General features: G+C 71.0%; 21 protein-coding genes. 13 read left to right on the forward strand and 8 right to left on the reverse strand.

The genetic code is table 11. From position 1 onward, the window contains the following. Positions 1–37 precede the first annotated feature (37 nt). Complete coding sequence (locus SJY14_RS07565; protein ID WP_396600191.1) at positions 38–1,006, forward strand: LacI family DNA-binding transcriptional regulator; 969 nt, start codon at positions 38–40, stop codon at positions 1,004–1,006. A gap of 46 nt (positions 1,007–1,052) precedes the next feature. Here the strand turns inward: SJY14_RS07565 and SJY14_RS07570 are convergent, their stop codons facing one another. Genes SJY14_RS07570 through SJY14_RS07580 form a run of 3 tightly spaced genes read right to left on the reverse strand, consistent with a single transcriptional unit; the run spans position 1,053 to position 3,096 of the window. Then, a complete protein-coding gene (locus SJY14_RS07570) occupies positions 1,053–1,700 on the reverse strand; it encodes a hypothetical protein (RefSeq protein ID WP_396600192.1) in 648 nt (215 codons plus the stop codon). Beyond that, on the reverse strand, positions 1,697–2,002 hold the full coding sequence (locus SJY14_RS07575) for a protealysin inhibitor emfourin (RefSeq protein ID WP_396600193.1): 306 nt from the start codon (positions 2,000–2,002) through the stop codon (positions 1,697–1,699). Before SJY14_RS07575 ends, SJY14_RS07570 begins: the two co-directional genes overlap by 4 nt. A 56-nt stretch (positions 2,003–2,058) precedes the next feature. Next, complete coding sequence (locus SJY14_RS07580; RefSeq protein ID WP_396600194.1) at positions 2,059–3,096, reverse strand: M4 family metallopeptidase; 1,038 nt, start codon at positions 3,094–3,096, stop codon at positions 2,059–2,061. A gap of 139 nt (positions 3,097–3,235) precedes the next feature. Here SJY14_RS07580 and SJY14_RS07585 point away from each other — a divergent pair, with 139 nt between their 5' ends. Next, entirely contained in the window at positions 3,236–3,775 is a 540-nt protein-coding gene (locus SJY14_RS07585) for an adenine phosphoribosyltransferase (protein ID WP_054147222.1), read from the forward strand. 82 nt (positions 3,776–3,857) lie between these two features. Here SJY14_RS07585 and SJY14_RS07590 read toward each other — a convergent pair whose 3' ends face one another. Beyond that, positions 3,858–4,592 carry a M50 family metallopeptidase gene (locus SJY14_RS07590; protein ID WP_396600195.1) on the reverse strand — a complete coding sequence of 245 codons (735 nt, stop codon included), beginning with the start codon at positions 4,590–4,592 and terminating at the stop codon, positions 3,858–3,860. 147 nt (positions 4,593–4,739) lie between these two features. On the opposite strand from SJY14_RS07590, the gene SJY14_RS07595 reads away from it, so the two are divergent. Both SJY14_RS07595 and rpsO read left to right on the forward strand, forming a co-directional pair. Further along, positions 4,740–5,195 (forward strand): VanZ family protein, encoded by a 456-nt coding sequence (locus tag SJY14_RS07595; RefSeq protein ID WP_071257263.1) that lies wholly within the window; start codon positions 4,740–4,742, stop codon positions 5,193–5,195. Positions 5,196–5,288: 93 nt separating this feature from the next. Then, a complete protein-coding gene (rpsO, locus tag SJY14_RS07600) occupies positions 5,289–5,558 on the forward strand; it encodes a 30S ribosomal protein S15 (protein ID WP_043596660.1) in 270 nt (89 codons plus the stop codon). Between the two features lie 124 nt (positions 5,559–5,682). Here the strand turns inward: rpsO and SJY14_RS07605 are convergent, their stop codons facing one another. Then, positions 5,683–6,933 (reverse strand): hypothetical protein, encoded by a 1,251-nt coding sequence (locus SJY14_RS07605; RefSeq protein ID WP_396600196.1) that lies wholly within the window; start codon positions 6,931–6,933, stop codon positions 5,683–5,685. Positions 6,934–7,272: 339 nt separating this feature from the next. On the opposite strand from SJY14_RS07605, the gene SJY14_RS07610 reads away from it, so the two are divergent. After that, positions 7,273–9,546: a polyribonucleotide nucleotidyltransferase gene (locus SJY14_RS07610; RefSeq protein WP_055973488.1), complete on the forward strand. Its 2,274-nt coding sequence runs from the start codon at positions 7,273–7,275 to the stop codon at positions 9,544–9,546. 248 nt (positions 9,547–9,794) lie between these two features. Continuing rightward, positions 9,795–10,844 carry an aldo/keto reductase gene (locus tag SJY14_RS07615; protein WP_396600197.1) on the forward strand — a complete coding sequence of 350 codons (1,050 nt, stop codon included), beginning with the start codon at positions 9,795–9,797 and terminating at the stop codon, positions 10,842–10,844. Between the two features lie 97 nt (positions 10,845–10,941). Here the strand turns inward: SJY14_RS07615 and SJY14_RS07620 are convergent, their stop codons facing one another. Further along, complete coding sequence (locus tag SJY14_RS07620; RefSeq protein WP_071257268.1) at positions 10,942–11,556, reverse strand: TetR/AcrR family transcriptional regulator; 615 nt, start codon at positions 11,554–11,556, stop codon at positions 10,942–10,944. Between the two features lie 252 nt (positions 11,557–11,808). Between SJY14_RS07620 and SJY14_RS07625 the strand changes: the two genes are divergently transcribed. Both SJY14_RS07625 and SJY14_RS07630 read left to right on the forward strand, forming a co-directional pair. Beyond that, on the forward strand, positions 11,809–13,167 hold the full coding sequence (locus SJY14_RS07625) for a M16 family metallopeptidase (protein WP_396600198.1): 1,359 nt from the start codon (positions 11,809–11,811) through the stop codon (positions 13,165–13,167). A gap of 14 nt (positions 13,168–13,181) precedes the next feature. After that, positions 13,182–13,784, forward strand: coding sequence for a histidine phosphatase family protein (locus SJY14_RS07630; protein ID WP_071257375.1), 603 nt, complete (start codon positions 13,182–13,184; stop codon positions 13,782–13,784). 28 nt (positions 13,785–13,812) lie between these two features. Here the strand turns inward: SJY14_RS07630 and SJY14_RS07635 are convergent, their stop codons facing one another. Next, on the reverse strand, positions 13,813–14,337 hold the full coding sequence (locus SJY14_RS07635; RefSeq protein WP_396600199.1) for a GNAT family N-acetyltransferase: 525 nt from the start codon (positions 14,335–14,337) through the stop codon (positions 13,813–13,815). Between the two features lie 64 nt (positions 14,338–14,401). Here SJY14_RS07635 and dapB point away from each other — a divergent pair, with 64 nt between their 5' ends. Both dapB and SJY14_RS07645 read left to right on the forward strand, forming a co-directional pair. Further along, positions 14,402–15,136, forward strand: a complete 735-nt coding sequence (gene dapB / locus SJY14_RS07640) for a 4-hydroxy-tetrahydrodipicolinate reductase (protein ID WP_396600200.1) — start codon at positions 14,402–14,404, stop codon at positions 15,134–15,136. Then, on the forward strand, positions 15,133–15,579 hold the full coding sequence (locus SJY14_RS07645; protein WP_396600201.1) for a tetratricopeptide repeat protein: 447 nt from the start codon (positions 15,133–15,135) through the stop codon (positions 15,577–15,579). The genes dapB and SJY14_RS07645 overlap by 4 nt, the downstream gene beginning before the upstream one ends. Positions 15,580–15,606: 27 nt before the next feature. Here SJY14_RS07645 and SJY14_RS07650 read toward each other — a convergent pair whose 3' ends face one another. Next, positions 15,607–16,512: a TIGR01777 family oxidoreductase gene (locus SJY14_RS07650; RefSeq protein WP_396600202.1), complete on the reverse strand. Its 906-nt coding sequence runs from the start codon at positions 16,510–16,512 to the stop codon at positions 15,607–15,609. A 91-nt stretch (positions 16,513–16,603) separates the two neighbouring features. On the opposite strand from SJY14_RS07650, the gene thyX reads away from it, so the two are divergent. The 3 genes from thyX to SJY14_RS07665 all read left to right on the forward strand — a co-directional run bounded on the left by thyX (position 16,604) and on the right by SJY14_RS07665 (position 20,207). Beyond that, a complete protein-coding gene (gene thyX, locus SJY14_RS07655) occupies positions 16,604–17,371 on the forward strand; it encodes an FAD-dependent thymidylate synthase (RefSeq protein ID WP_231567172.1) in 768 nt (255 codons plus the stop codon). A 74-nt stretch (positions 17,372–17,445) separates the two neighbouring features. After that, positions 17,446–18,447: a 4-hydroxy-tetrahydrodipicolinate synthase gene (gene dapA, locus SJY14_RS07660; RefSeq protein ID WP_369825330.1), complete on the forward strand. Its 1,002-nt coding sequence runs from the start codon at positions 17,446–17,448 to the stop codon at positions 18,445–18,447. An 83-nt stretch (positions 18,448–18,530) separates the two neighbouring features. Beyond that, the gene (locus SJY14_RS07665) at positions 18,531–20,207 is read left to right on the forward strand and encodes a ribonuclease J (RefSeq protein WP_396600203.1); all 1,677 of its coding nucleotides are present in this window, start codon (positions 18,531–18,533) and stop codon (positions 20,205–20,207) included.

Below are 20,207 nucleotides of genomic sequence, written 5' to 3' on the forward strand. Positions count from 1 at the left end.
TGCGGGACCGGTTTCAACGAGGCTCTAGGGTGGGGGCATGACTGGGGCAGGGCGGCTCGCGACGCTGGCGGACGTGGCGACGCTCGCGGGTGTCTCGAAGGCGACCGCCTCGCGGGTTCTGAGCCGCCCCGAGTTGGTGTCGCCCGACACGGCCGGTCGTGTGCTCGCCGCCGCCGCGAAGCTCGGCTTCGTGCCCAACCGTGCGGCTCGCCAGTTGGCCCGTGGGCGGACGGGCGTCGTCGCCCTCGTCGTGCCGACCCTCGACAACGCGTTCTTCACGCCGATCATCGCCGGGGCCCAGGCCGCGGCGGGCGAGGCCGACCTGCAGCTGACGGTCGCGGTCCACCCGTTGGCCGAGGCGGGCGAGCTGGCCGCGTTCGAGCGGCTGTCACACCAGGTCGACGGGTTCATCGTCGTGGCCCCGCGGGGGGCCGACGACGTCGTGCGGGCCGCGACGGGCCACAAGCCGACCGTGCTCGTCGACCGCGAGGTGGCCGGGGTGTCGTCGGTCGTGGCCGACACGGCGACCGCGTTCGGTTCGCTCGTGTCGCGCTTCGTCGCCGAGGGGCACGAGCGCGTCGCCTACCTCGGCGGGCCCGACGGCTCGTGGCAGAACGTCCAGCGCACGGCCGCGGTGGTCGAGGCCGCCGCCGGCCGGGCCGAGCTCACGGTGCTGGGGCCCTACCCGTCCACCTTCGAGGCCGGGGTCCGGGCGAGCGACGACGTCCTCGCCTCCGGGGCGACGGCCGTCGTTCCCTACGCCACGGCGATCGGGCTCGGCCTGATGTTCGTCCTCCGGGCCGACGAGCACCGCGAACGTTCCGTCACGGTCAGCTCGGAACGCATGGTCGTCGACGCCCTCGGGCTGGTGGGGGTCCCGGCGATCGACGTCGACGGCGAGCACCTGGGGCGGGTCGCGGCCGGTCGACTGCTCGAGCTGTGGGCACCGGGCGGGCCGTCCGAGCCGACGACCACGCGCCTCCCCGTCCCGGTCCGCTGGCCCTGACCTCGTCGGCGGGCTCCGACGACCTGCGCTGAGCGTCCGGCGCGGCTCAGCGGTAGTCGGCGGGCCAGGCGAAGGCCGGAGGCGCGGTGACCGTCTCGCCGATCGGCGCGAGCACGAGGTCGATGCGCTCGAAGTCCCGCAGCGGGATGCCGGCCGGATCGGCCGTGTAGGGGCTGCCCCCGACGAAGGTGTGCAGCTCGAGTCCGTCGTTGTGCCCGAGCGACCCCACGCCCTGTCCGTCGAGTGCGACGTCCCACTCGCTGAAGAGCTGCCCCAGGACGAACGTCTCGCGCGTGGGCGACTCGACGTGCACGATGCCGCTCGTGTCGTGCGTGTGGATCTCGGCGGCGAACTTCGCGTCGGAGTCGTGCCCGATGTCACCGGGCACGGTGACTGCCTGCCCGTCGACGGTGATCGAGAGGTGCGTGTGCACGTGCATGGCGAGGTCCTGGCCCCAGACGTTCTCGAGGCCGGCGGCGGCCGCCCGGGTCTCGAGCTGGTCGGTCGCCGGGCGACCCCAAGGAGGCGCGGTGGCGGCCCCGCGGACGTTCAGCGGGTTGCCGCTCTGCACCACGGCCACACCGACCCCGCCCGCCACGAGGACGACGAGGGCGAGCAGCCCGGCCAGCACCTCGCCCGAGAGTCGTCGGCGATGTCGGCGAGGTCGGCGAGGTCGGCGCGCCCGGTCGCTCATCGCGTCGGACCGGCCTTCGCCTCGGCCTCGGAGGTGCTGCGGACACGGTCCACGAGCTCGCGCCACGGCCCGGTGACCTGCTGCTCGGGCAGCTTGGCCTTGCGGGTCGGGCGGGTCTCGGCCGTGATGACCCACACGAACCGATCGGGTTGCACCGCCTGGGCGGACGCCGGGGCCTGCGACCAGGGGACCTGGTCGATGAGGACGAGCCACGACTCGGTGTCGGGCTCGGAGTCGACGTCGACCGACCAGCTGCGGGTGAGGCCGGCGAAACCACCGGAGCGCGACACGGTGACCTTCATGGGCGCGATGCTACCCCCGCGGCGTCCGGGGCAGCAGGGTCTCGCGACGAGCGTCCTCAGGCCGCCGGGGTGACCCCGACGCCCTCCCACCCGGCCGTGGTCGCCCGGGTCTCGTCGGAGTCCGCTCCGTACCGTGCCGTGGCGGCCTCGACCGTCGCCGCGGCGAATTGGGCGAAGGTGGCCTCGGTCGACAGGGTGCCGCCGGTGAGCGTGTCGTACCAGACCTGACCGGCGCGCAGCCAGGCCTCGCCGCCGAGGGCTTCGGCGACCAGGAAGAAGGCGCGGTTGGGGATGCCCGAGTTGAGGTGCACCCCGCCGTTGTCGTCGGTGGTCTCGACGTAGTCGTCCAGGTGGCCGGGTTGCGGGTCCTTGCCGAGGACGTCGTCATCGTAGGCGGTGCCCGGAGCCTTCATCGACCGCAGCGCCCGACCCTGCACCTCGGGGGTGAAGAGTCCTTCGCCGATGAGCCAGGTCGCCTCGTCGGCGGTCTGGCCGAACAGGTGCTGCTCGACGAGCGCCCCGAACACGTCGCTGACCGACTCGTTGAGCGCACCCGACTGCCCCTGGTAGGTGAGGTTCGCGGTGTACTGGGTCACGCCGTGGGTGAGTTCGTGCCCGATGACGCTGACCGATGCCGTGAAGCGCTCGAACACCTCGCCGTCGCCGTCGCCGAACACCATGCGCTCGCCGTTCCAGAAGGCGTTGTCGTAGTCCTGGCCGTAGTGGACGGTCGCGTCGAGGGGCAGCCCGGCGCCGTCGATCGACGACCGCCCGTACACCTCGCGGAACAGGGCGTAGGTGGCGCCGAGCGCGTCGTACGCCTCGGTGGCGGCGACGTCGTCGGTGGCGGGTTCGCCCTCGCCGCGCACGCGCAGGCCCGGCAACTCTTCGGTGCCCTGCGCGTCGAAGATCGTGCGCTCGAGCACGGCCTCGCCGCCGAGTGCCCCCTGCACCACCGGGGGAGTCGCGTTGCGGTCGACGGCCTCCATCGCGAGCAGGCCGTTGCGCGCGGCCTGCGGTGCCCGGTGCAGGCGGGGCGAGTCGGCCTCGGCGAGGTGGGCGAGCAGGTACGGGGGGACGATGAACCGCGACATGCGTGCACTCTTGCACGGGCCTCCGACATCGGACCGGCCGTTGACACGATCGTGACGTACCGGTCGGTCGCGCGTCGCCGGTCTGACGACCGGTGCCGCGAGGGCAGGGGACGCCCTCCGTCCGGCTACCGTTGACGGCATGACCGTCACCGATGCCTCCTCGTTCGTCGACAGCAAGATCGCCGTCGTCCCCGACTTCCCCAAGCCCGGCATCCTCTTCCGCGACGTCACCCCGCTCTTCTCCGACGCCGACGCCTTCGCCACGGTGACCACGGCGCTCTCCGAGCCGTTCGACGGCGGGTTCGTCGCGGTCGCCGGCATCGAGGCGCGGGGCTTCGCGCTCGCCGGGGCCATCGCGATCGAGCAGGGCGTCGGGGTGCTCACCGTGCGCAAGGCGGGCAAGCTGCCCGGCGAGGTGCTCAGCGAGAGCTACGCCCTCGAGTACGGCGAGGCCACGCTCGAACTGCGCCCGAACCAGATCCCCGCCGGGTCGAGCGTCCTGATCGTCGACGACGTGCTCGCGACCGGCGGCACGGTCGAGGCGACCGTCACCCTGCTCGAACGGGCGGGCTACGTCGTGGCCGGCGTCGCCGTGCTGCTCGAGCTCGACGGTCTCGGCGGCCGGGCCCGCCTCGAGGGGCACGTCCCCGTGCACGCCCTCTCGTCCGCGCCCGCCTGACGCCTTGCGCCTGACGCCCGGCGCCTCGCACCCGACGACTCGCACCTGACGCCTCGCGCCGGGTGCCGGGTGCCGACCGGCCTCAGGCGAACGAGCGCGCGGCCTCGAGCGCCCCGGGGAAGAGCAGCCCCGCCCCGCCGAGCAGGCAGGCGAGGGCGACGAGCACGAACACCCCGACCCACACGACGCCCGGCACCCGGGTCAACCCGGCGAGCTGGTCGGCGTCCGACGCGGTCGACCGCGAGCGACGTCGGCTGCGCTGCAACTCGAGCGACGCCCGCAGCGCCCCGAAGCCCAGCACCGACGTCACGACCAGCCCGAACACGGCCTGCCAGGTCGGTGAGGCGAAGAACGTCACGACGACGACGAGGGCGGCGCCCAGCAGCACCACCCAGAGCCCGAACCAGTTGCGGATCTGCACGAGCATCAGCGCGAGCAGCACCAGCAACGCCCAGAGCAGTCCGGCCGCGTAGCCCGCCGACAGCAGCCAGGCGGCGCCCAGGGCGGCGATCGCAGGGGCGGTGTAGCCGGCGAGGAGCGTGATGATCATGCCCGGCCCGGTCCGCGGCCCCTTCGACACGGTCAGGCCCGAGGTGTCCGAGTGCAGCCGGATGCCCGTCAGTCGCCGCCCGGTCAGCACCGCGGCGAGCCCGTGTCCGCCCTCGTGCACGACGGTGACGGCGTGCCGGACGGTGTGCCAGGTGCCCGGCAGAAGCACCAGCAGCAGGCCGGCGGCGACGCTGCCGAGCAGCCACGAGCCGGGCAGCGGGGCGGCGAGCTGGCTGATCCGGGCCCAGAGATCGGTGAGTGCGTCCACGCGACGAGCCTAGGAGGCGCGGTGCGCGCGGTCGGACACCGCGCCTCCTCGGCCCTGCCGCGGTCGCCCCCGGGGCGGGTCGTCCTCCAGGCTGATCTTCGCCCGTTCCCGGCCTTCTCCCACGGGGCGGTGCCGCACCATGGGGGGATGCGTCGCGCCGTCCTGCTCCTGCTCACCCTCGTCTACCTGGCCGGGGTGGCCTGGATGACCCTGCGCCCGAGCGTCTACGACGCGAACACGAGTGCGCTGCTCTGGCGGGCGCTCGACGTGTTCGCCCGGCACGACGAGACGTCGTGGATCACCTTCGCCCGGGTCGAGGCCGCCGCGAACGTGGCGATGTTCGTGCCGATGGGCATGTTCCCGGCGCTGCTGGTGCCCAAGCGGTTCTGGTGGGTCGGCATCGTGGTGGGCTTCGCCGCGACGGTGGGCATCGAGACCGTCCAGGCGACGTACCTGTCGGCGACCCGCTTCTCCGACCCGCAGGACCTCGTGATGAACACCCTCGGGGCGGCGATCGGTGCGGCGTTCGTCGGACTCGTGTTGCCCCGTCGGCGTCGGGGTCGGAGCCGACCGCGACAGAGAGCGGCGTCACCCGTCTGGTAAGCTCCTCAGGTTGCCGTCTGAACGGCCGCGGAGAAAGAGAGCTCGCACATCCGGTGACGAGCACCGCGCAACGAACTGAAAGGGGATCCATCAATGGCACTCGCACCTGACGTCAAGACCCGGATCATCGAAGAATACGCGACCCACCCCGGCGACACCGGATCCCCCGAGGTCCAGGTCGCCGTGATGACGCAGCGCATCCTCGACCTCACCGAGCACCTCAAAGAGCACAAGCACGACCACCACTCGCGTCGTGGTCTGCTGCTGCTCGTCGGCCAGCGCCGTCGCCTCCTGGGCTACCTGTCCAAGGTCGACATCGAGCGCTACCGTACGCTCATCGGTCGTCTCGGCCTGCGCCGCTAGTCTTCGCGCTCCGAACGTCTCGACGACGGCCCTCTCGGCACGCAGCTCCGGCTGCAGCCCGAGGGGGCCGTTCTCTCGTCCCCGGGCAGGACGGACGTTGCGCCCGGCGGCCGGGTCCGACTCCTCAGTACCAGTTGTTCGCGACCGAGTGCGCCCACGCGGCGCACATCGTGCCGTAACTGCTCTGGATGTACGAGACGCCCCAATTGACCTGGGTTCGGTAGTTCGTCTGCCAGTCCAGCCCGAACGAGGCCATCTTGTTGCCCGGCAGCGACTGGGGGATGCCGTAGGCCCCGCTGGACGGGTTGGACGCGTTTGTGCGCCAGCCGGACTCCTTGTTCCACAGCTGCACGAGGCAGGTGTACTCGGCTCCGCTGCCGACCTTCGTGGCGGCGTAGGCCTTCGCACCGGCCGGATCGTTGACGGCACCGACCGGGGGAGCCGTGCCGCCGCCGCCCAAACCTCCGCCGCCCGTGCCGGGTGCCGTGCCTCCGGACGATGCGCCGCCTCCTGACGATGCGCCGCCGCCTCCCGACGAGCCCGACGGCGCCTTCGCTCCCGAGGCGGCCTGGGTCTTCGCCGCCGCCTGTTGAGCTGCGAACGCCTGCTGCGCCGCGACCCCGGTCCGGTACTGCTGTTCGAGCTCGGCAGTCGAGTCCTTGAGCGCGGCGAGCTGGGCGTAGAGGTCGGCGGACCGCTGGGTGGCGTCGGCGACCTCGGTGTCCGCGGTCGCCTGCGCCGCGCTGGCCTGGTCGGCCGTGGCCTGCGCGTCACGGGCGAGGGCGTCGCGGCGATCGGCCGCGGTCGTCGCCTGCTGGCTCAGCGAGGACACCGTGTTGCTCGCCGTGGTCGCATCGGCCAGCACCGTCTGCCACCTGTCGCCGAGCTGCGTCAGCGAGCCCAGCTGGTAGAGGGCGGCCCCGGGGTCGGGCGACGTGAAGAGGTCGGTGCCCATGGTCTGCGTGCCGCCGGTGCGGAACAGGCTGCCGGCCAGCTGGCCGGCCTCCTGCTTCGCGGTGTCGGCGGTGGCCCGCGCACGCTCGGCGTCCGCGGCGAGCTCGTCCGCCCGTTGCGCGGCGGCCGCGAGGTCGGCCTGCGCCGTCGCGTTCGCCTGGTCGGCGAGGACGGCCTCGTCGCTGCGGTCGGACGCGGCCTTCTCGAGGCTGTCCAGCGACGCGTCGATCAGGTCGACCTGCGCCTGGGTCGCCGCGGCGTTCCCCTTCGCGGCCTCGACCTGGGCCCAGGTCGGGTACCCCGCGGCGGACGCGGCGGACGGTGCCACGAGCGTCGTCAGGACGAGAGCCAAGGAGGCGCCGGTCGCCACCGCGAGACGGCTCGCGCGACGATCCCGGCCGGACCTGTCGTGAGCACGCATGGAGACGACCCTAACGCCGTCCCCCCGGCACCGCGCCTCCCCGTCCGGGCGACACCCGCCGTCCGCACCCCAGCCGGAAGGGTGCGAGTGCTACCATCGCCCTCGGAGCAGGCCGGTACGGCTGCTGGTCACCGGTGGTGACAGGCGGAATGCCCCGACCGACGCCGAGCGTCCCGGTCGGGTGCGGGGTCCGACCGTTTCTACTGTTGGCCAGACGTGCCACCGCCTCCGTCGCGTTGTTGCACGTGCATGTCGCCATGCCGTCCACGCCGCCCGCTCCCGGTACACATCGATGCCCACACGGGGCCTCGATGCAAAACAAAGAGGAGTAGCCCCCACATGGAGGGTCCAGAGATCAAGTTCGGCGAAGCCGTCCTCGACAACGGCAAGTTCGGCAAGCGCACCATCCGATTCGAGACCGGTCGTCTCGCCCAGCAGGCTCAGGGAGCCGTCGCTGCCTACCTCGACGAAGACACCATGCTTCTGTCGGCCACGAGCGCCAGCAAGAAGCCGAAGGACAACTTCGACTTCTTCCCGCTCACCATCGACGTCGAAGAGCGTTCGTACGCCGCGGGCAAGATCCCCGGCTCGTTCTTCCGTCGCGAGGGTCGCCCCTCGACCGAGGCCATCCTGGTCTGCCGCCTCATCGACCGGCCGCTGCGTCCCTCGTTCGTCGAGGGTCTGCGCAACGAGGTCCAGGTCGTCATCACGGTCCTGAGCATCGCTCCCGACGAGTTCTACGACGCTCTCGCGATCAACGCGGCCAGCGCCTCCACCCAGATCTCTGGTCTGCCGTTCTCCGGGCCGATCGCCGGTGTGCGTCTCGCCCTGATCGGTGACCAGTGGGTCGCCTTCCCCAAGGCCAGCCAGCTCGCCGACGCCGTCTTCGACCTGACCGTCGCGGGCCGTGTCGTCACCGACGCCGCCGGCAACGAGGACGTCGCGATCATGATGGTCGAGGCCGAGGCCACCGAGCACGCCTGGGGTCTCATCCAGGGCGGCGCCACGAAGCCCGACGAGGCCATCGTGGCCCAGGGTCTCGAGGCCGCCAAGCCCTTCCTCAAGCAGCTCGTCGACGCCCAGGCCACGATGGCCGCCCAGGCCGCGAAAGAGATCGCCGACTACCCGGTCTTCCTCCCCTACACCGACGAGGTGCTCGAGGCCGTCACGGCCGCGGCCGGCACCGAGCTCGCCGAGGTCTACAAGATCGCCGGCAAGATCGAGCGCCAGGACGCCGACGACGCCCTCAAGTCGCGCGTCAAGGACGCCGTCGCCGCCAAGGTCGACGCGGGCGAGCTGCCCGACACGGCCCTCGGCCAGGTCGGTGCCGCCTATAAGTCGGCCACGAAGAAGGTCGTCCGCGACCGCATCCTCACCGAGCAGATCCGCATGGACGGCCGCGGCCTCGCCGACATCCGTCCGCTCGACGCCGAGGTCCAGGTCATCCCGCGCGTCCACGGCTCCGCCATCTTCCAGCGCGGCGAGACCCAGATCATGGGCGTCACCACGCTGAACATGCTCAAGATGGAGCAGCAGATCGACTCGCTGAGCCCGGTCACCAAGAAGCGCTACCTGCACCACTACAACTTCCCGCCCTACTCGACCGGTGAGACCGGCCGCGTGGGTTCGCCGAAGCGTCGCGAGATCGGGCACGGCTTCCTCGCCGAGCGCGCCCTCGTCCCGGTGCTGCCCAGCCGCGAAGAGTTCCCCTACGCCATCCGTCAGGTGTCCGAGGCCCTCGGCTCCAACGGCTCGACGTCGATGGGCTCGGTCTGCGCGTCGACCCTGTCGCTGCTCAACGCCGGTGTGCCCCTCAAGGCTCCGGTCGCCGGCATCGCCATGGGCCTCGTCTCCGACACGGTCGACGGTCAGACCCGCTACGCGGCCCTGACCGACATCCTCGGAGCCGAAGACGCCCTGGGCGACATGGACTTCAAGGTGGCCGGCACGAGCGAGTTCGTCACGGCGATCCAGCTCGACACCAAGCTCGACGGTCTGCCGACCGCCGTGCTCGATGCCGCCCTCAAGCAGGCGAAAGAGGCTCGTACCGCGATCCTCGGCGTGCTCAACTCGGCGATCGACGCCCCCGACGAGATGGCCCCGACCGCGCCCCGCGTGATCTCGGTCCAGATCCCGCAGGACAAGATCGGCGAGCTGATCGGCCCCAAGGGCAAGACGATCAACGCCATCCAGGACGAGACCGGCGCCGACATCAGCATCGAAGAAGACGGAACCGTCTACATCGGTGCCGTCGACGGTCCGTCGGCCGAGGCCGCCCGTGCCCAGGTCAACGCGATCGCCAACCCGACCAACCCCGAGATCGGCGAGCAGTTCCTCGGGACGGTCGTCAAGATCGCGTCGTTCGGTGCGTTCGTCTCGCTCCTCCCCGGCAAGGACGGCCTGCTGCACATCAGCGAGGTCCGCAAGCTCGCCGGCGGCAAGCGTGTCGAGAACGTCGAGGACGTCCTCGGCGTCGGCCAGAAGATCCTCGTCGAGATCACCAAGATCGACGACCGCGGCAAGCTCTCGCTCGCCCCGGTCGTGGCCGACGAGGCCGACACCGACTCGAGCGGAGCGACCGAGCAGTCGACCGACGAGTCCGTCGACGCGTAGTCAGCACGCCACGAAGGGCCCGTTCCGACCTCGGTCGGGGCGGGCCCTTCGCCGTCGGTGCAGCGCTCCCGGCTGTGGTCCGACCAGGAGGCGCGTCCCCCGGACCGGGGCGGCGACACGGCGTAACGATTGGGTGCGGCGGCGGCGGAAACGGGGCGTGTGGTCGTATTCTTGATGGCGGAGGGCGAACCATACCCCATGCGATCGCACAGAGTCGCATCGGGGGTTCGCGACGAGAAGGGGACGGCGTGACCGAGACGACGGCCGAGCTCGCCCGTTCAGCCACGTCCGACTTCGCTGCCGCTGCTGCCGTCGCGGCTGCCGCGGCTCGGGCCTCGGCCGCCCAGCCCACCGTTCCGGTCGATCTCGGCATCATCCAGCCGCGCCGGCGTCTCGGTCTCTCCGACCTCAAGGTCTTCCCCTTGGCCCTCGGTGGCAACGTCTTCGGCTGGACGGCCGACCAGGCCGAGACGACCTCCGTGCTCGACGCCTACTTCGACCTCGGCGGCAACTTCGTCGACACGGCCGACTCCTACGCAGGCGGTCGCAGCGAGATCATGATCGGGTCGTGGATGCGCTCCCGCCGATCCCGTGACGACATGGTCGTCTCCACCAAGGTGGGCAAGAGCGCCGACAACCCCGGGTTGACCCCGCGGGCGGTCGAGCGAGCCGTCGACGCCTCCCTCGAGCGGCTCGGCACCGATCGCATCGACCTGCTCTACCTGCACGTGGACGACACCGAGGTGGCCTTCGAGCGCACGCTGCTGGCCGTCGACCACCTCATCCGGGTGGGCAAGGTCCGATGGTTCGGTGGTTCCCACCACTCGGGCAACCGCCTCTACGAGGCCCGCATCGCGGCGGGGATGCTCGGCATCGCCCCGATGGTGGCCCTGCAGAACCAGTACAACCTCCTCGACCGGACCGAGTACGAGAAGGGCCTGGCTCACGTCGCTGCGCAGCAGCGTCTCGCCGTGATGCCGCGCTTCGCCCTCGCGAGCGGTTTCCTCACCGGCAAGTACCGTTCCCGTTCCGACGTGGCGCACAGTCCTCGTCGACGCGTGCTCGCGAAATACCTCTCCAAGAGAGGGCTCAAGGTCGTCCACGAGCTCGATCGCATCGCGTCCGTCCACGAGGTCTCGAGTGCGGCCATCGCGCTCGCCTGGCTGCTGGCCAAGCCGAACGTCGTGGCACCGGTCGCGAGTGCGACGAACGCCAAGCAGGTCTACGAGCTCGCACAGGCCGCTCGGGTCCAGCTCACGCGCAACCAGGTGCTCGACCTCGACCGCGCTTCCGCCTGACCGTCAGGTGACGCGGTCGACCGGGGCCCGGGGTCCTGCGGGTGCCCGCCGACACCGACCGCGGCCACGCAGGCGCCCGATGTGGTCGGCCGGTGGCCTAAGGGGTGAAAAGGCGCTCCGCCGTGCGGCGCAGCGCTGCTGCCGCCGCGATGGCGTCGCCGGCGTAGGCGCCCACCTGGGCGCCGTCGAGGGCGAGGACCAGATCGTCGGCAGCATCGCCCGGCAGGGGGTGGCCCGCCGCCTTGAAGAGGGAGACCATCTCGCCCGTCAGCCACTCGCGGTGCTCGGCGATGGCGAGGCGCACGGGGTGGGTCGGGTCGCTGAACTCCGAGGCCGCGTTGGCGAAGGCCGAGCCGCGGAACGACACGGCCTGGAGCCGGGCGACGACCGCGTCGAGGTAGGCCTCGAGGGTCGCGCGGCCCCCGTCATGGGCCTCGACCAGGGCCGACAACTCGGCTGCCTCGAGGTCGTGGCGACCGGCGAGGTACTCGAGCACGAGCGTGTCCTTCGCGCCGAAGTGCTTGTAGAACGTGGCCTTGGTCACCGAGGACTCGGCGATGAGACGGTCGACGCCCACGACGCGGACGCCCTCGTCGTAGAAGAGGCGGTCGGCGGTCGTGAGGACGCGGGCCCGAGCGCCGGGGACGGGGGAGTCGGCGCGAGGGCGACCAGGGAGACGCTGGACGGCCGGTTGGGGGGAATCGACCGTCACAGCGTGGCTCCTTGGGACGTCTCGGCTTGAAGCCGCGTGGGGGACGCGCGCTCCGGACCTTCTGACGACGTCCGACCAGCCGCCGGCGGCGACCATCAGGGGGGATGTGGTCGTCGTCGGTGGATCGACTATAACACCGATGAGGACAAACAGAGTCGTCTGTTTGTCCCCAGGATCGTCCCCCAATTCGGGTGCCAGCCGTTCCGAGCCGCTCACGGACGACTGCAGGGGAGGTCGCCTAGGCTCGACATGATGAACGGCCCTGTCTCCTTCCCACTCGACGAGGTCGAGATCTCCTTCCGCGCCACGGGCGACGCGCTCGTGAGGCGCACCGTGCTGCCCTCCGGGGTCCGCGTGCTCAGCGAGCGCATGCCCGGGGCTCGCAGTACGACCATCGGCCTGTGGGTGGCGGTCGGTTCCCGCGACGAGTCCGACGCCGAACGGGGGTCGACGCACTTCCTCGAGCACCTCCTCTTCAAAGGCACGCCGACTCGGTCGGCCCTCGACATCGCGGTGTCGTTCGAGTCGGTGGGCGGCGAGCACAACGCTGCGACCGCCAAGGAGTACACCTGCTACTACGCCCGGGTGCGCGACGTCGACCTCGACGACGCCATCGACGTGCTGAGCGACATGGTGACCTCGTCGACCCTCGATCCGGGCGAGTTCGAGACCGAGCGCGGGGTGATCCTCGAAGAACTCGCGATGGCGGACGACGATCCCGCCGACATGGCCGGTGAACGGCTCTTCGAGTCGGTCTTCGGCGACCATCCGCTCGGGCGTCCGATCGGAGGGTCACCCGAGAGCATCCGTGCCGCGGCACGTGACGACGTCGACCGGCACTACCGCGAGAACTACCGTCCCCAGGACCTCGTGGTGTCGATCGCCGGTGCCGTCGACCACGACCGCGCCCTCGACCGGTTGACGGCTGCGCTCGACCGGGCCGGGTGGCCCACCGACGCGGCGTCGCCCGTGCCCCGTCGCGACGACGCGCCCGTCGGACTCGTCGCCGGCGAACCGCTTCAGGTGATCCGGCGTCCCCTCGAGCAGGCCACCGTCCTGCTGGGCCTGCCGGGCATCTCCGTCGGGGACGACCGCCGTCCCACGTTGGCCGTGTTGAACTCGGTGCTGGGCGGGGGCATGTCGTCCCGTCTGTTCCAAGAGATCCGTGAGCGCCGTGGCCTCGCCTACTCGGTCTACTCGTTCGCCCCGAGCTACTCGGACGCCGGTCTGTTCGGGCTCTACGCCGGGTGCACCCCCGCCAACGCGGGCGACGTGGCCCGCCTCATGCTCGACGAACTCGCCGGACTCGCGACCGACGGCATCACCGACGACGAGCGTCGTCGGGCCCTCGGCCAGTTGGGAGGGGCTGCAGCCCTCGCCCTCGAGGACAGCGACACCCGCATGAACCGCCTCGGTCGAGCCGAGATCTCGACGGGCGAGTTCGTCGATCTCGACACCTCCCTCGCTCGCGTCGAGGCCGTGACCTCCGACGACGTCCGGTCGTTGGCGGCCCGGCTCCTCTCCGGGCCCCTGTCGACCGTCGTGGTCGGCGAGGTCGACGAGACGTCCTTCCCTGTCCCGACGACGACGTCGGGATCGACCCCTCGATGAACCAGGAGACGACGGTGTCCCACTACCTCTACCTCGTCCGGCACGGCGAACAGCAAGATGCCGAGCACGGCCTGCCCGACGGTCCCCTCAGTGAACGGGGCAAGCGCCAGGTGCGCCTGCTCGCCGAACGCCTCGGCGGCGTCCCCTTCGACGCGGCGTGGCACTCGCCGCTCGAGCGCGCCGAAGAGACGGCCGCCATCATGACCGAGCGCATGCCGGCACTCGAGTCGCAGCCGTCGACCCTCCTCTTCGACTGCGTGCCGTCCGGCCCGACGCCCGACATGCCGTCGTCCTACAAGCCCTTCTTCGGCGGGGTCACGGACGAGCAGATCGAGGCCGGGCAGGCCCAGATGGCCGACGCCGTCGCCGAGTGGCTCACCCCTGCCCGAGAGGATCGCCACGACCTGCTCATCACGCACAACTTCGTGATCGGCTGGTTCGTCCGCGAGGTGTTCGGGGCACCCGACTGGCGATGGATGGGCGTCAACCAGGCCAATGCGGGGTTGACGATCATCCGGGTGCGATCGGCCAAGCCGCCCGAACTCGTGACGCACAACGACCTGGGTCACCTGCCGGTCGAGCTGCGCACCGGCCTGCCGGTCGAACAGCCTTTCTGACCCCGTCGTCCGCCGGGGCCACCCACCGTCAGGCGCCGTCCGGGGTCTCTGCCCGGACGGTCTTGCCGTACCAGGTCGTCGCGTTCGGGTTCGCGTTGTAGGGCTCGATCGTCACGTAGCCCGCGCTGCGGTACAGCCCGCCGGCAGCCGCCAGGCTGTCGTTGGTGTCGAGCACGATCTCGTGGGCACCGAACGCGGAGGCCCGACGCTCGAGCTCGTCGAGCAGTGCCCGCCCGAGGCCCTGCCCCCGACCCGTGGGACGCACGTAGAGGTGCTTGACCTCGTACCGCACGGCCCCCGACGCCGAGGGCGCGATGAGTCGGATGCCTCCGCACGCGGAGGGCTCGGCGGTCCGGCCGGGGTCCGAGCCCGCCGGTTCGCCGTCGACGACGACGAACACGCCGCCCGGGGGCACGAAGGCCGTGGCGTCGGGCAGGCTCGTCGTGTAGCTGCCCTGTGCCGAGGGGAAGGTGTTCTCGCGCTCGGTGAAGTATTCCGTCAGGAGGGCGGCGGCATCGGGGGAGGAGACGCTCGTCTCGCGGAACCGGGGCATGTCCTCCATGCTAGGTCGAGGCACGGCCCCCGTCCGTCCGGGTGCCCCCGGTAGGTTGGACGGCATGACTTCGCGCATCGCCGTGGTGGGAGCCACCGGCACCCTCGGCTCGTTCATCGTCGACCTCGTCAAGCGCACCCCGGGCCTCGAACTCCACGCCGGTCTCTCGTCCCGCGACGATCTGGACGACGTCCTCGGGGCCGACCTCGTCATCGACGTCACGCACCCGGCCGTCAGCCCGGGCATCGTCGAACACGTCGTCCGCGCGGGCATCCCGGTGCTCGTCGGCACCTCGGGCTACAACGCCGAACGGCTGGCCCGACTCACGACGGTCGTCGCCGACGCGGGTGGTCCCGGCGTCCTGGTCGTGCCGAACTTCTCGATCGGTTCGGTCCTCGCGACACGGTTCGCGACCCTCGCGGCGCGCTTCTACGAGTCCGTCGAGATCGTCGAGGCCCATCACCAGGGCAAGGTCGACTCGCCCTCGGGCACGGCCGTCCGCACGGCCGAACTCATCGCCGCGGCCCGTCGCGACCTCGGCCCCGTGTCGGCGCCGCACGCCGACCAGCGGGCCAGGGGGCAGCAGGTGGCGAGCGTGCCGGTGCACAGCATGCGTCTGCGCGGCGTCGTGGCGAAGCAGGAGGTCGTCTTCGGTGGAGAGGGCGAGACCCTCACGCTCACGCACGACACGCTCTCGCAGCGTGCCTACGAGCAGGGGCTCCGCGTCGCCATCGAGGCCGCCCCCGGCGTCACCGGAGTCGTGGTGGGCCTCGACGCCGTCCTGCCCCTCGAGTCGTGAAGGGGCGTACCGCAGCGCTCCTCATGGCGCTGCTCCTGCTGCTCTACGTCGTTCTGGTCGGTCAACGGGCCGTGCTGTTCCTGTCGACCGGCGAGCCGGTGGCGATCGCGCTCGGTGTCGCCCTGCTCGTCCTTCCCCTCCTGGGGCTCTTCGCCCTCGTGGTCGAACTGCGCTTCGGTCTCCGCACGCAGCAGATCGTCCGACAACTCGCGGACGAGGGCGCGCTGCCGGTCGACGACCTGCCGCGCCGCACCTCTGGTCGATACGAGCGACAGGCGGCGGACGCCGCGTTCCCGGCCTACAAGGCGGCCGTCGAGGCGGCCCCCGACGACTGGCGCTCGTGGTTCCGGCTCGGCCTGGCCTACGACGCCTGCGGCGACCGCCGCCGGGCCAGACAAGCCTTGCGCTGGGCCATCAAGCTCCGGCGCGAGACGGCCGGCTGATCTCGCCGGTTCGGGTCGGTCGAGTGGTCAGAGCGCGTCGACGAACGCCGTCAGTGCGTCCTCGACCGTGCGGTGCTCGAACACGAAACCGTCGCGCTCGAGCGCCTCGGGCACGACCTGCTGGCTGGGCAGCAGCATCTCGCGCCCGGCCTCCTGCATGGCGGTCGAGATGACGACCTCGGGCACGCCCAGCAGGTAGGGGCGGTGCAGGTCGGCCGCCAGGGTCCGCGTGATCAGGTCACTCGTCGCCGGCGTGGGTCCGACCAGGTTCACGGGCCCTGACACGGACGACGTGAGCAGGTGCACGATCGCGGCGGCCTCGTCGTGCAGGCTGATCCAGGGCCAGAACTGGTCGCCGGTGCCCAGTCGCGAGCCGAGGCCCAGCTTGGTGAGCGGCAGCAGGGGCTTGAGCGCGCCTCCTCCGGGTCCGATCACGATGCCGGTCCGCAGCGTCACGACGCGTGTGGCCTCGGGGGCCTTCTCGGCGGCGGCCTCCCAGGCGACGACGACGTCGCTGAGGAACCCCTCACCCCGGCCGCTCGACTCGGTCAGTCGTTCGCCCGGACGGTCGCCGTAGACGCCGACGGCCGAGCCGCTGAGGAACGTCGCGGGGGGTGTCGAGGCCGCAGCCATTCCGTCCACCAGCGTCGACGTCGCGGCCAGGCGCGACTCGAGGATGTCGCGCTTGTACCCGGCAGTCCAGGGCAGACGACCCAAGGAGGCGCCGGCCAGGTTCACGACGGCGTCCGCGCGGGCGATCAGGTCGTGGTCGACGATGCCGGCACTCGGCACCCAGGTGTACTCGTCCTCGGCTCGGGGTTCGTGACGCACCAACGAGAGCGGACGGTGGCCTGCCTCGCGCAGCTGGCGGGTGAGTTCGGTGCCGATCATGCCGCTGGCGCCGGAGATCAGGACGGTGAGTGCGTCGGTCATGGGGCCACCGTAATCCGGCCCGCTGGGGGAGCGTCCGCCGGTGCCCGAGGTGCTTCCCGTCGGGAGGGTCCTGCGAGGTAGAGTCGACGCCGTGCCCGAGACCGAAGCCACCCCCGCCGTGCCCTCCGCCAAGACTCCCGAGTTCCGCTCCGACGTCACCGTCGAGCTGGTCCGCTCGAGCGCCCACGACTCCGACGTGCTGTTCGCGGCCCGGGTCTCCACCATGGGCGAGCTGACCCTCGACGGCGCTCAGGCCTCCGCCGACGGCGCCCAGGCGACCAAGGGCGCCGGCCTCATCAACTACCTGATGCGCGACCGCCACGGCTCGCCGTTCGAGCACAACTCGATGACCTTCTACGTGCAGGCGCCGATCTTCGTCTTCCGCGAGTTCATGCGTCACCGCATGGCGAGCTACAACGAAGAGAGCGGTCGTTACCGCGAGCTCAACCCCGTCTTCTACGTGCCCGCCCCGACCCGCAACCTGCAGCAGGTCGGCAAGCCCGGCGCCTACGACTTCCTGCCCGGCACGCCCGAGCAGTCCGCCCTGGTCGACGAGGCCACCCGCGCCGCGTCGGTCCAGGCGTTCGAGGCGTACCAGCGCATGCTCGACGCCGGCATCGCCCGCGAGGTCGCGCGCATCGTGCTGCCGTTGAACATCTACTCGTCGATGTACGTGACCGTGAACGCCCGGTCCCTGATGAACTTCCTCAGCCTGCGGACCAAGCGCGAGGGCACCCACTTCCCGTCCTTCCCGCAGCGTGAGATCGAGATGTGCGCCGAGAAGATGGAAGACCTCTGGGCCGAGCTCATGCCCCTCACCTACGCGGCGTTCGGGGCGAACGGGCGCGTCGCTCCCTGACGGCCGTCCTCGCCGACGCGACCCGCGCCTCCTGACCGGGGGTGTCGGACGCGGCGCGGGGGAGGTCGGGCCCGATGCGAGCCAGTACGCTGGAGGGCGTGTCGAACATCAGCAACCCCTTCGGTCAGGTCCTCGTCGCCCTCGTGACGCCGTTCACCGCTGACGGCGAGGTCGACTGGCCGGCCGTCGAGAAACACATCGACGACTGCATCACCGCCGGGGCCGACGGCATCGTCGTCACCGGCACCACGGGCGAGACCAGCACCCTGACCGACCCCGAGAAGCTCCGTCTCGTCGAGGTGGGCAAGTCGGTGGCCGCCGGTCGGGCCAAGATCATCACGGGTGGCGGTTCGAACGAGACCGCGCACGCCATCCAGCTCTACAAGGCCAGCGAGAAGGCCGGCGCCGACGGCGTCATGATCGTCACGCCGTACTACAACAAGCCCACGCAGGCCGGTGTCCTGACGCACTTCCGCATGATCGCCGACGCGACCGACCTGCCGGTCATCCTGTACGACATCCCCGGCCGCACCGGCATCCCCATCAAGTACGAGACCCTGCTCCGGGCCGCCAAGCACCCCAACATCGTCGCGGTGAAGGACGCCAAGGGCGACTTCGCCGAGGTCAGCCGGGTCCTGAACCAGACCGACCTGCTCTACTTCTCGGGCGACGACGCGAACGTGCTGCCGCACCTCGCCATCGGCGCCTCGGGCCTCATCGGCGTCACCGCGAACATCGCGGCAGCCCCGTACCGCACCATCGTCGACGCCGTGAACGCCGGCGACCTGCACACGGCGACCGAGGCGCACCAGATGCTCGAGCCCCTCGTCCGCGCCGTCATGACCCACGTGCCGGGCACCGTCGCGGCGAAGTACATCCTGCACGGCCTCGGTCGCATCTCGAGCCCCCGGGTGCGTCTGCCCCTGGTCGGCCCGGAAGACAGCGAGGCCGCCCTGATCGAGGACGAGCTGTCGCACGTCGGGTCGATCCCCGGCCTCGACCTCAGCCGCTTCCGGCCCGACCGCAACGCGGCCGCCGGCGGTGCGCTGCCCAAGGTGCACGGCACCACACGCTGACCTCCTGATCCCCGCCGACGACGACGTCGGCCGCAGACCTCCCGCACACCGGGGCACGAGCCCCACACCTACCGAAGGAACAGATGCCCACGACAATCCACGCTCCCCGAGAACTCGCCCAGGGCACGCTCCGCGTGATCCCCGTCGGCGGCCTCGGCGAGATCGGCCGCAACATGACGGTCTACGAGATCGACGGCAAGCTGCTGATCGTCGACTGCGGCGTGCTCTTCCCCGAAGAGCACCAGCCCGGAGTCGACCTGATCCTGCCCGACTTCTCGCCCATCCGCGATCGCCTCGACGACATCCTGGCCGTCGTGCTCACGCACGGGCACGAGGACCACATCGGTGCCGTGCCCTACCTGTTGCGCCTCCGCAAGGACATCCCGCTGATCGGCTCGCAGCTGACGCTCGCGCTGATCGAGGCGAAGCTCAAAGAGCACCGCATCACGCCCTACACCCTCGCCGTCAAAGAGGGCGGGCGTGAGTCGCTCGGGCCGTACGACCTCGAGTTCATCGCGGTCAACCACTCGATCCCGGACGCCCTCGCGGTCGCCATCCGCACCTCGGCGGGGACCGTGCTGCACACCGGCGACTTCAAGATGGACCAGCTGCCGCTCGACGACCGCATCACCGACCTGCGGGCGTTCGCCCGCCTCGGTGAAGAGGGCGTCGACCTGTTCCTGCCCGACTCGACGAACGCCGACGTGCCCGGGTTCACCGCGCTCGAGCGGGACATCGGGCCCGTGCTCGACGACGTGATCCGCCGTGCTCCCCGCCGCGTGGTCGTCGCGAGCTTCTCGAGCCACGTGCACCGCGTCCAGCAGGTGCTCGACGCGGCCCACGCCAACGGTCGCCGCGTCGCCTTCATGGGACGCTCGATGGTGCGCAACATGGGCATCGCCGCCGACCTGGGGTACCTCAAGGTGCCGGACGGCGTCCTGATCGACGCCAAGAAGGCGAAAGACCTGCCCGACGACCGCATCGTCTACATGAGCACCGGGTCGCAGGGCGAGCCCATGGCCGTCCTCGCCCGCATGGCGAACCTCGAGCACCAGATCGAGATCGGCGCGGACGACACGATCATCCTCGCGTCGAGCCTGATCCCCGGCAACGAGAACGCGGTCTACCGGGTCATCGACGGCCTCACGAAACTCGGGGCCAAGGTCGTCCACAAGGGCAACGCCAAGGTGCACGTCTCGGGGCACGCCTCGGCCGGCGAGCTGCTGTACTGCTACAACATCCTGCGGCCGAAGAACGTCATGCCGGTCCATGGCGAGCACCGCCACCTCTACGCCAACGCGGCGCTGGCGGTCCGGACCGGTGTGCCGCAGAAGAACACCATCCTCGGCGAAGACGGCATCGTCGTCGACCTGCGCGACGGCGTCGCCAAGGTCGTCGGCCAGCTCGACATCGGCTACGTCTACGTCGACGGCTCGACCGTCGGTGAGATCACCGACGCCGATCTGAAGGACCGTCGCATCCTGAGCGAAGAGGGCTTCATCTCGGTCTTCATCGCCATGGACGCGTCGACGGGCCGTGTCGTGGTCGGGCCCGAGATCCAGTCGCGCGGCTTCGCCGAAGACGAGCGGGTGTTCGACGACGTCAAGCCGAAGATCATCGCGGCCCTCACCGAGGCCGCCGAGAACGGCACGCGCGACACGCACGCCTTCAGCCAGGTCGTGCGTCGCACGGTCGGCCGGTGGGTGAACACGCAGCACCGTCGTCGTCCGATGATCGTGCCGGTGGTCATCAGCGCCTGA

Source organism: Frigoribacterium sp. R86507 (assembly GCF_044597695.1).
GTDB lineage: Bacteria > Actinomycetota > Actinomycetes > Actinomycetales > Microbacteriaceae > Frigoribacterium.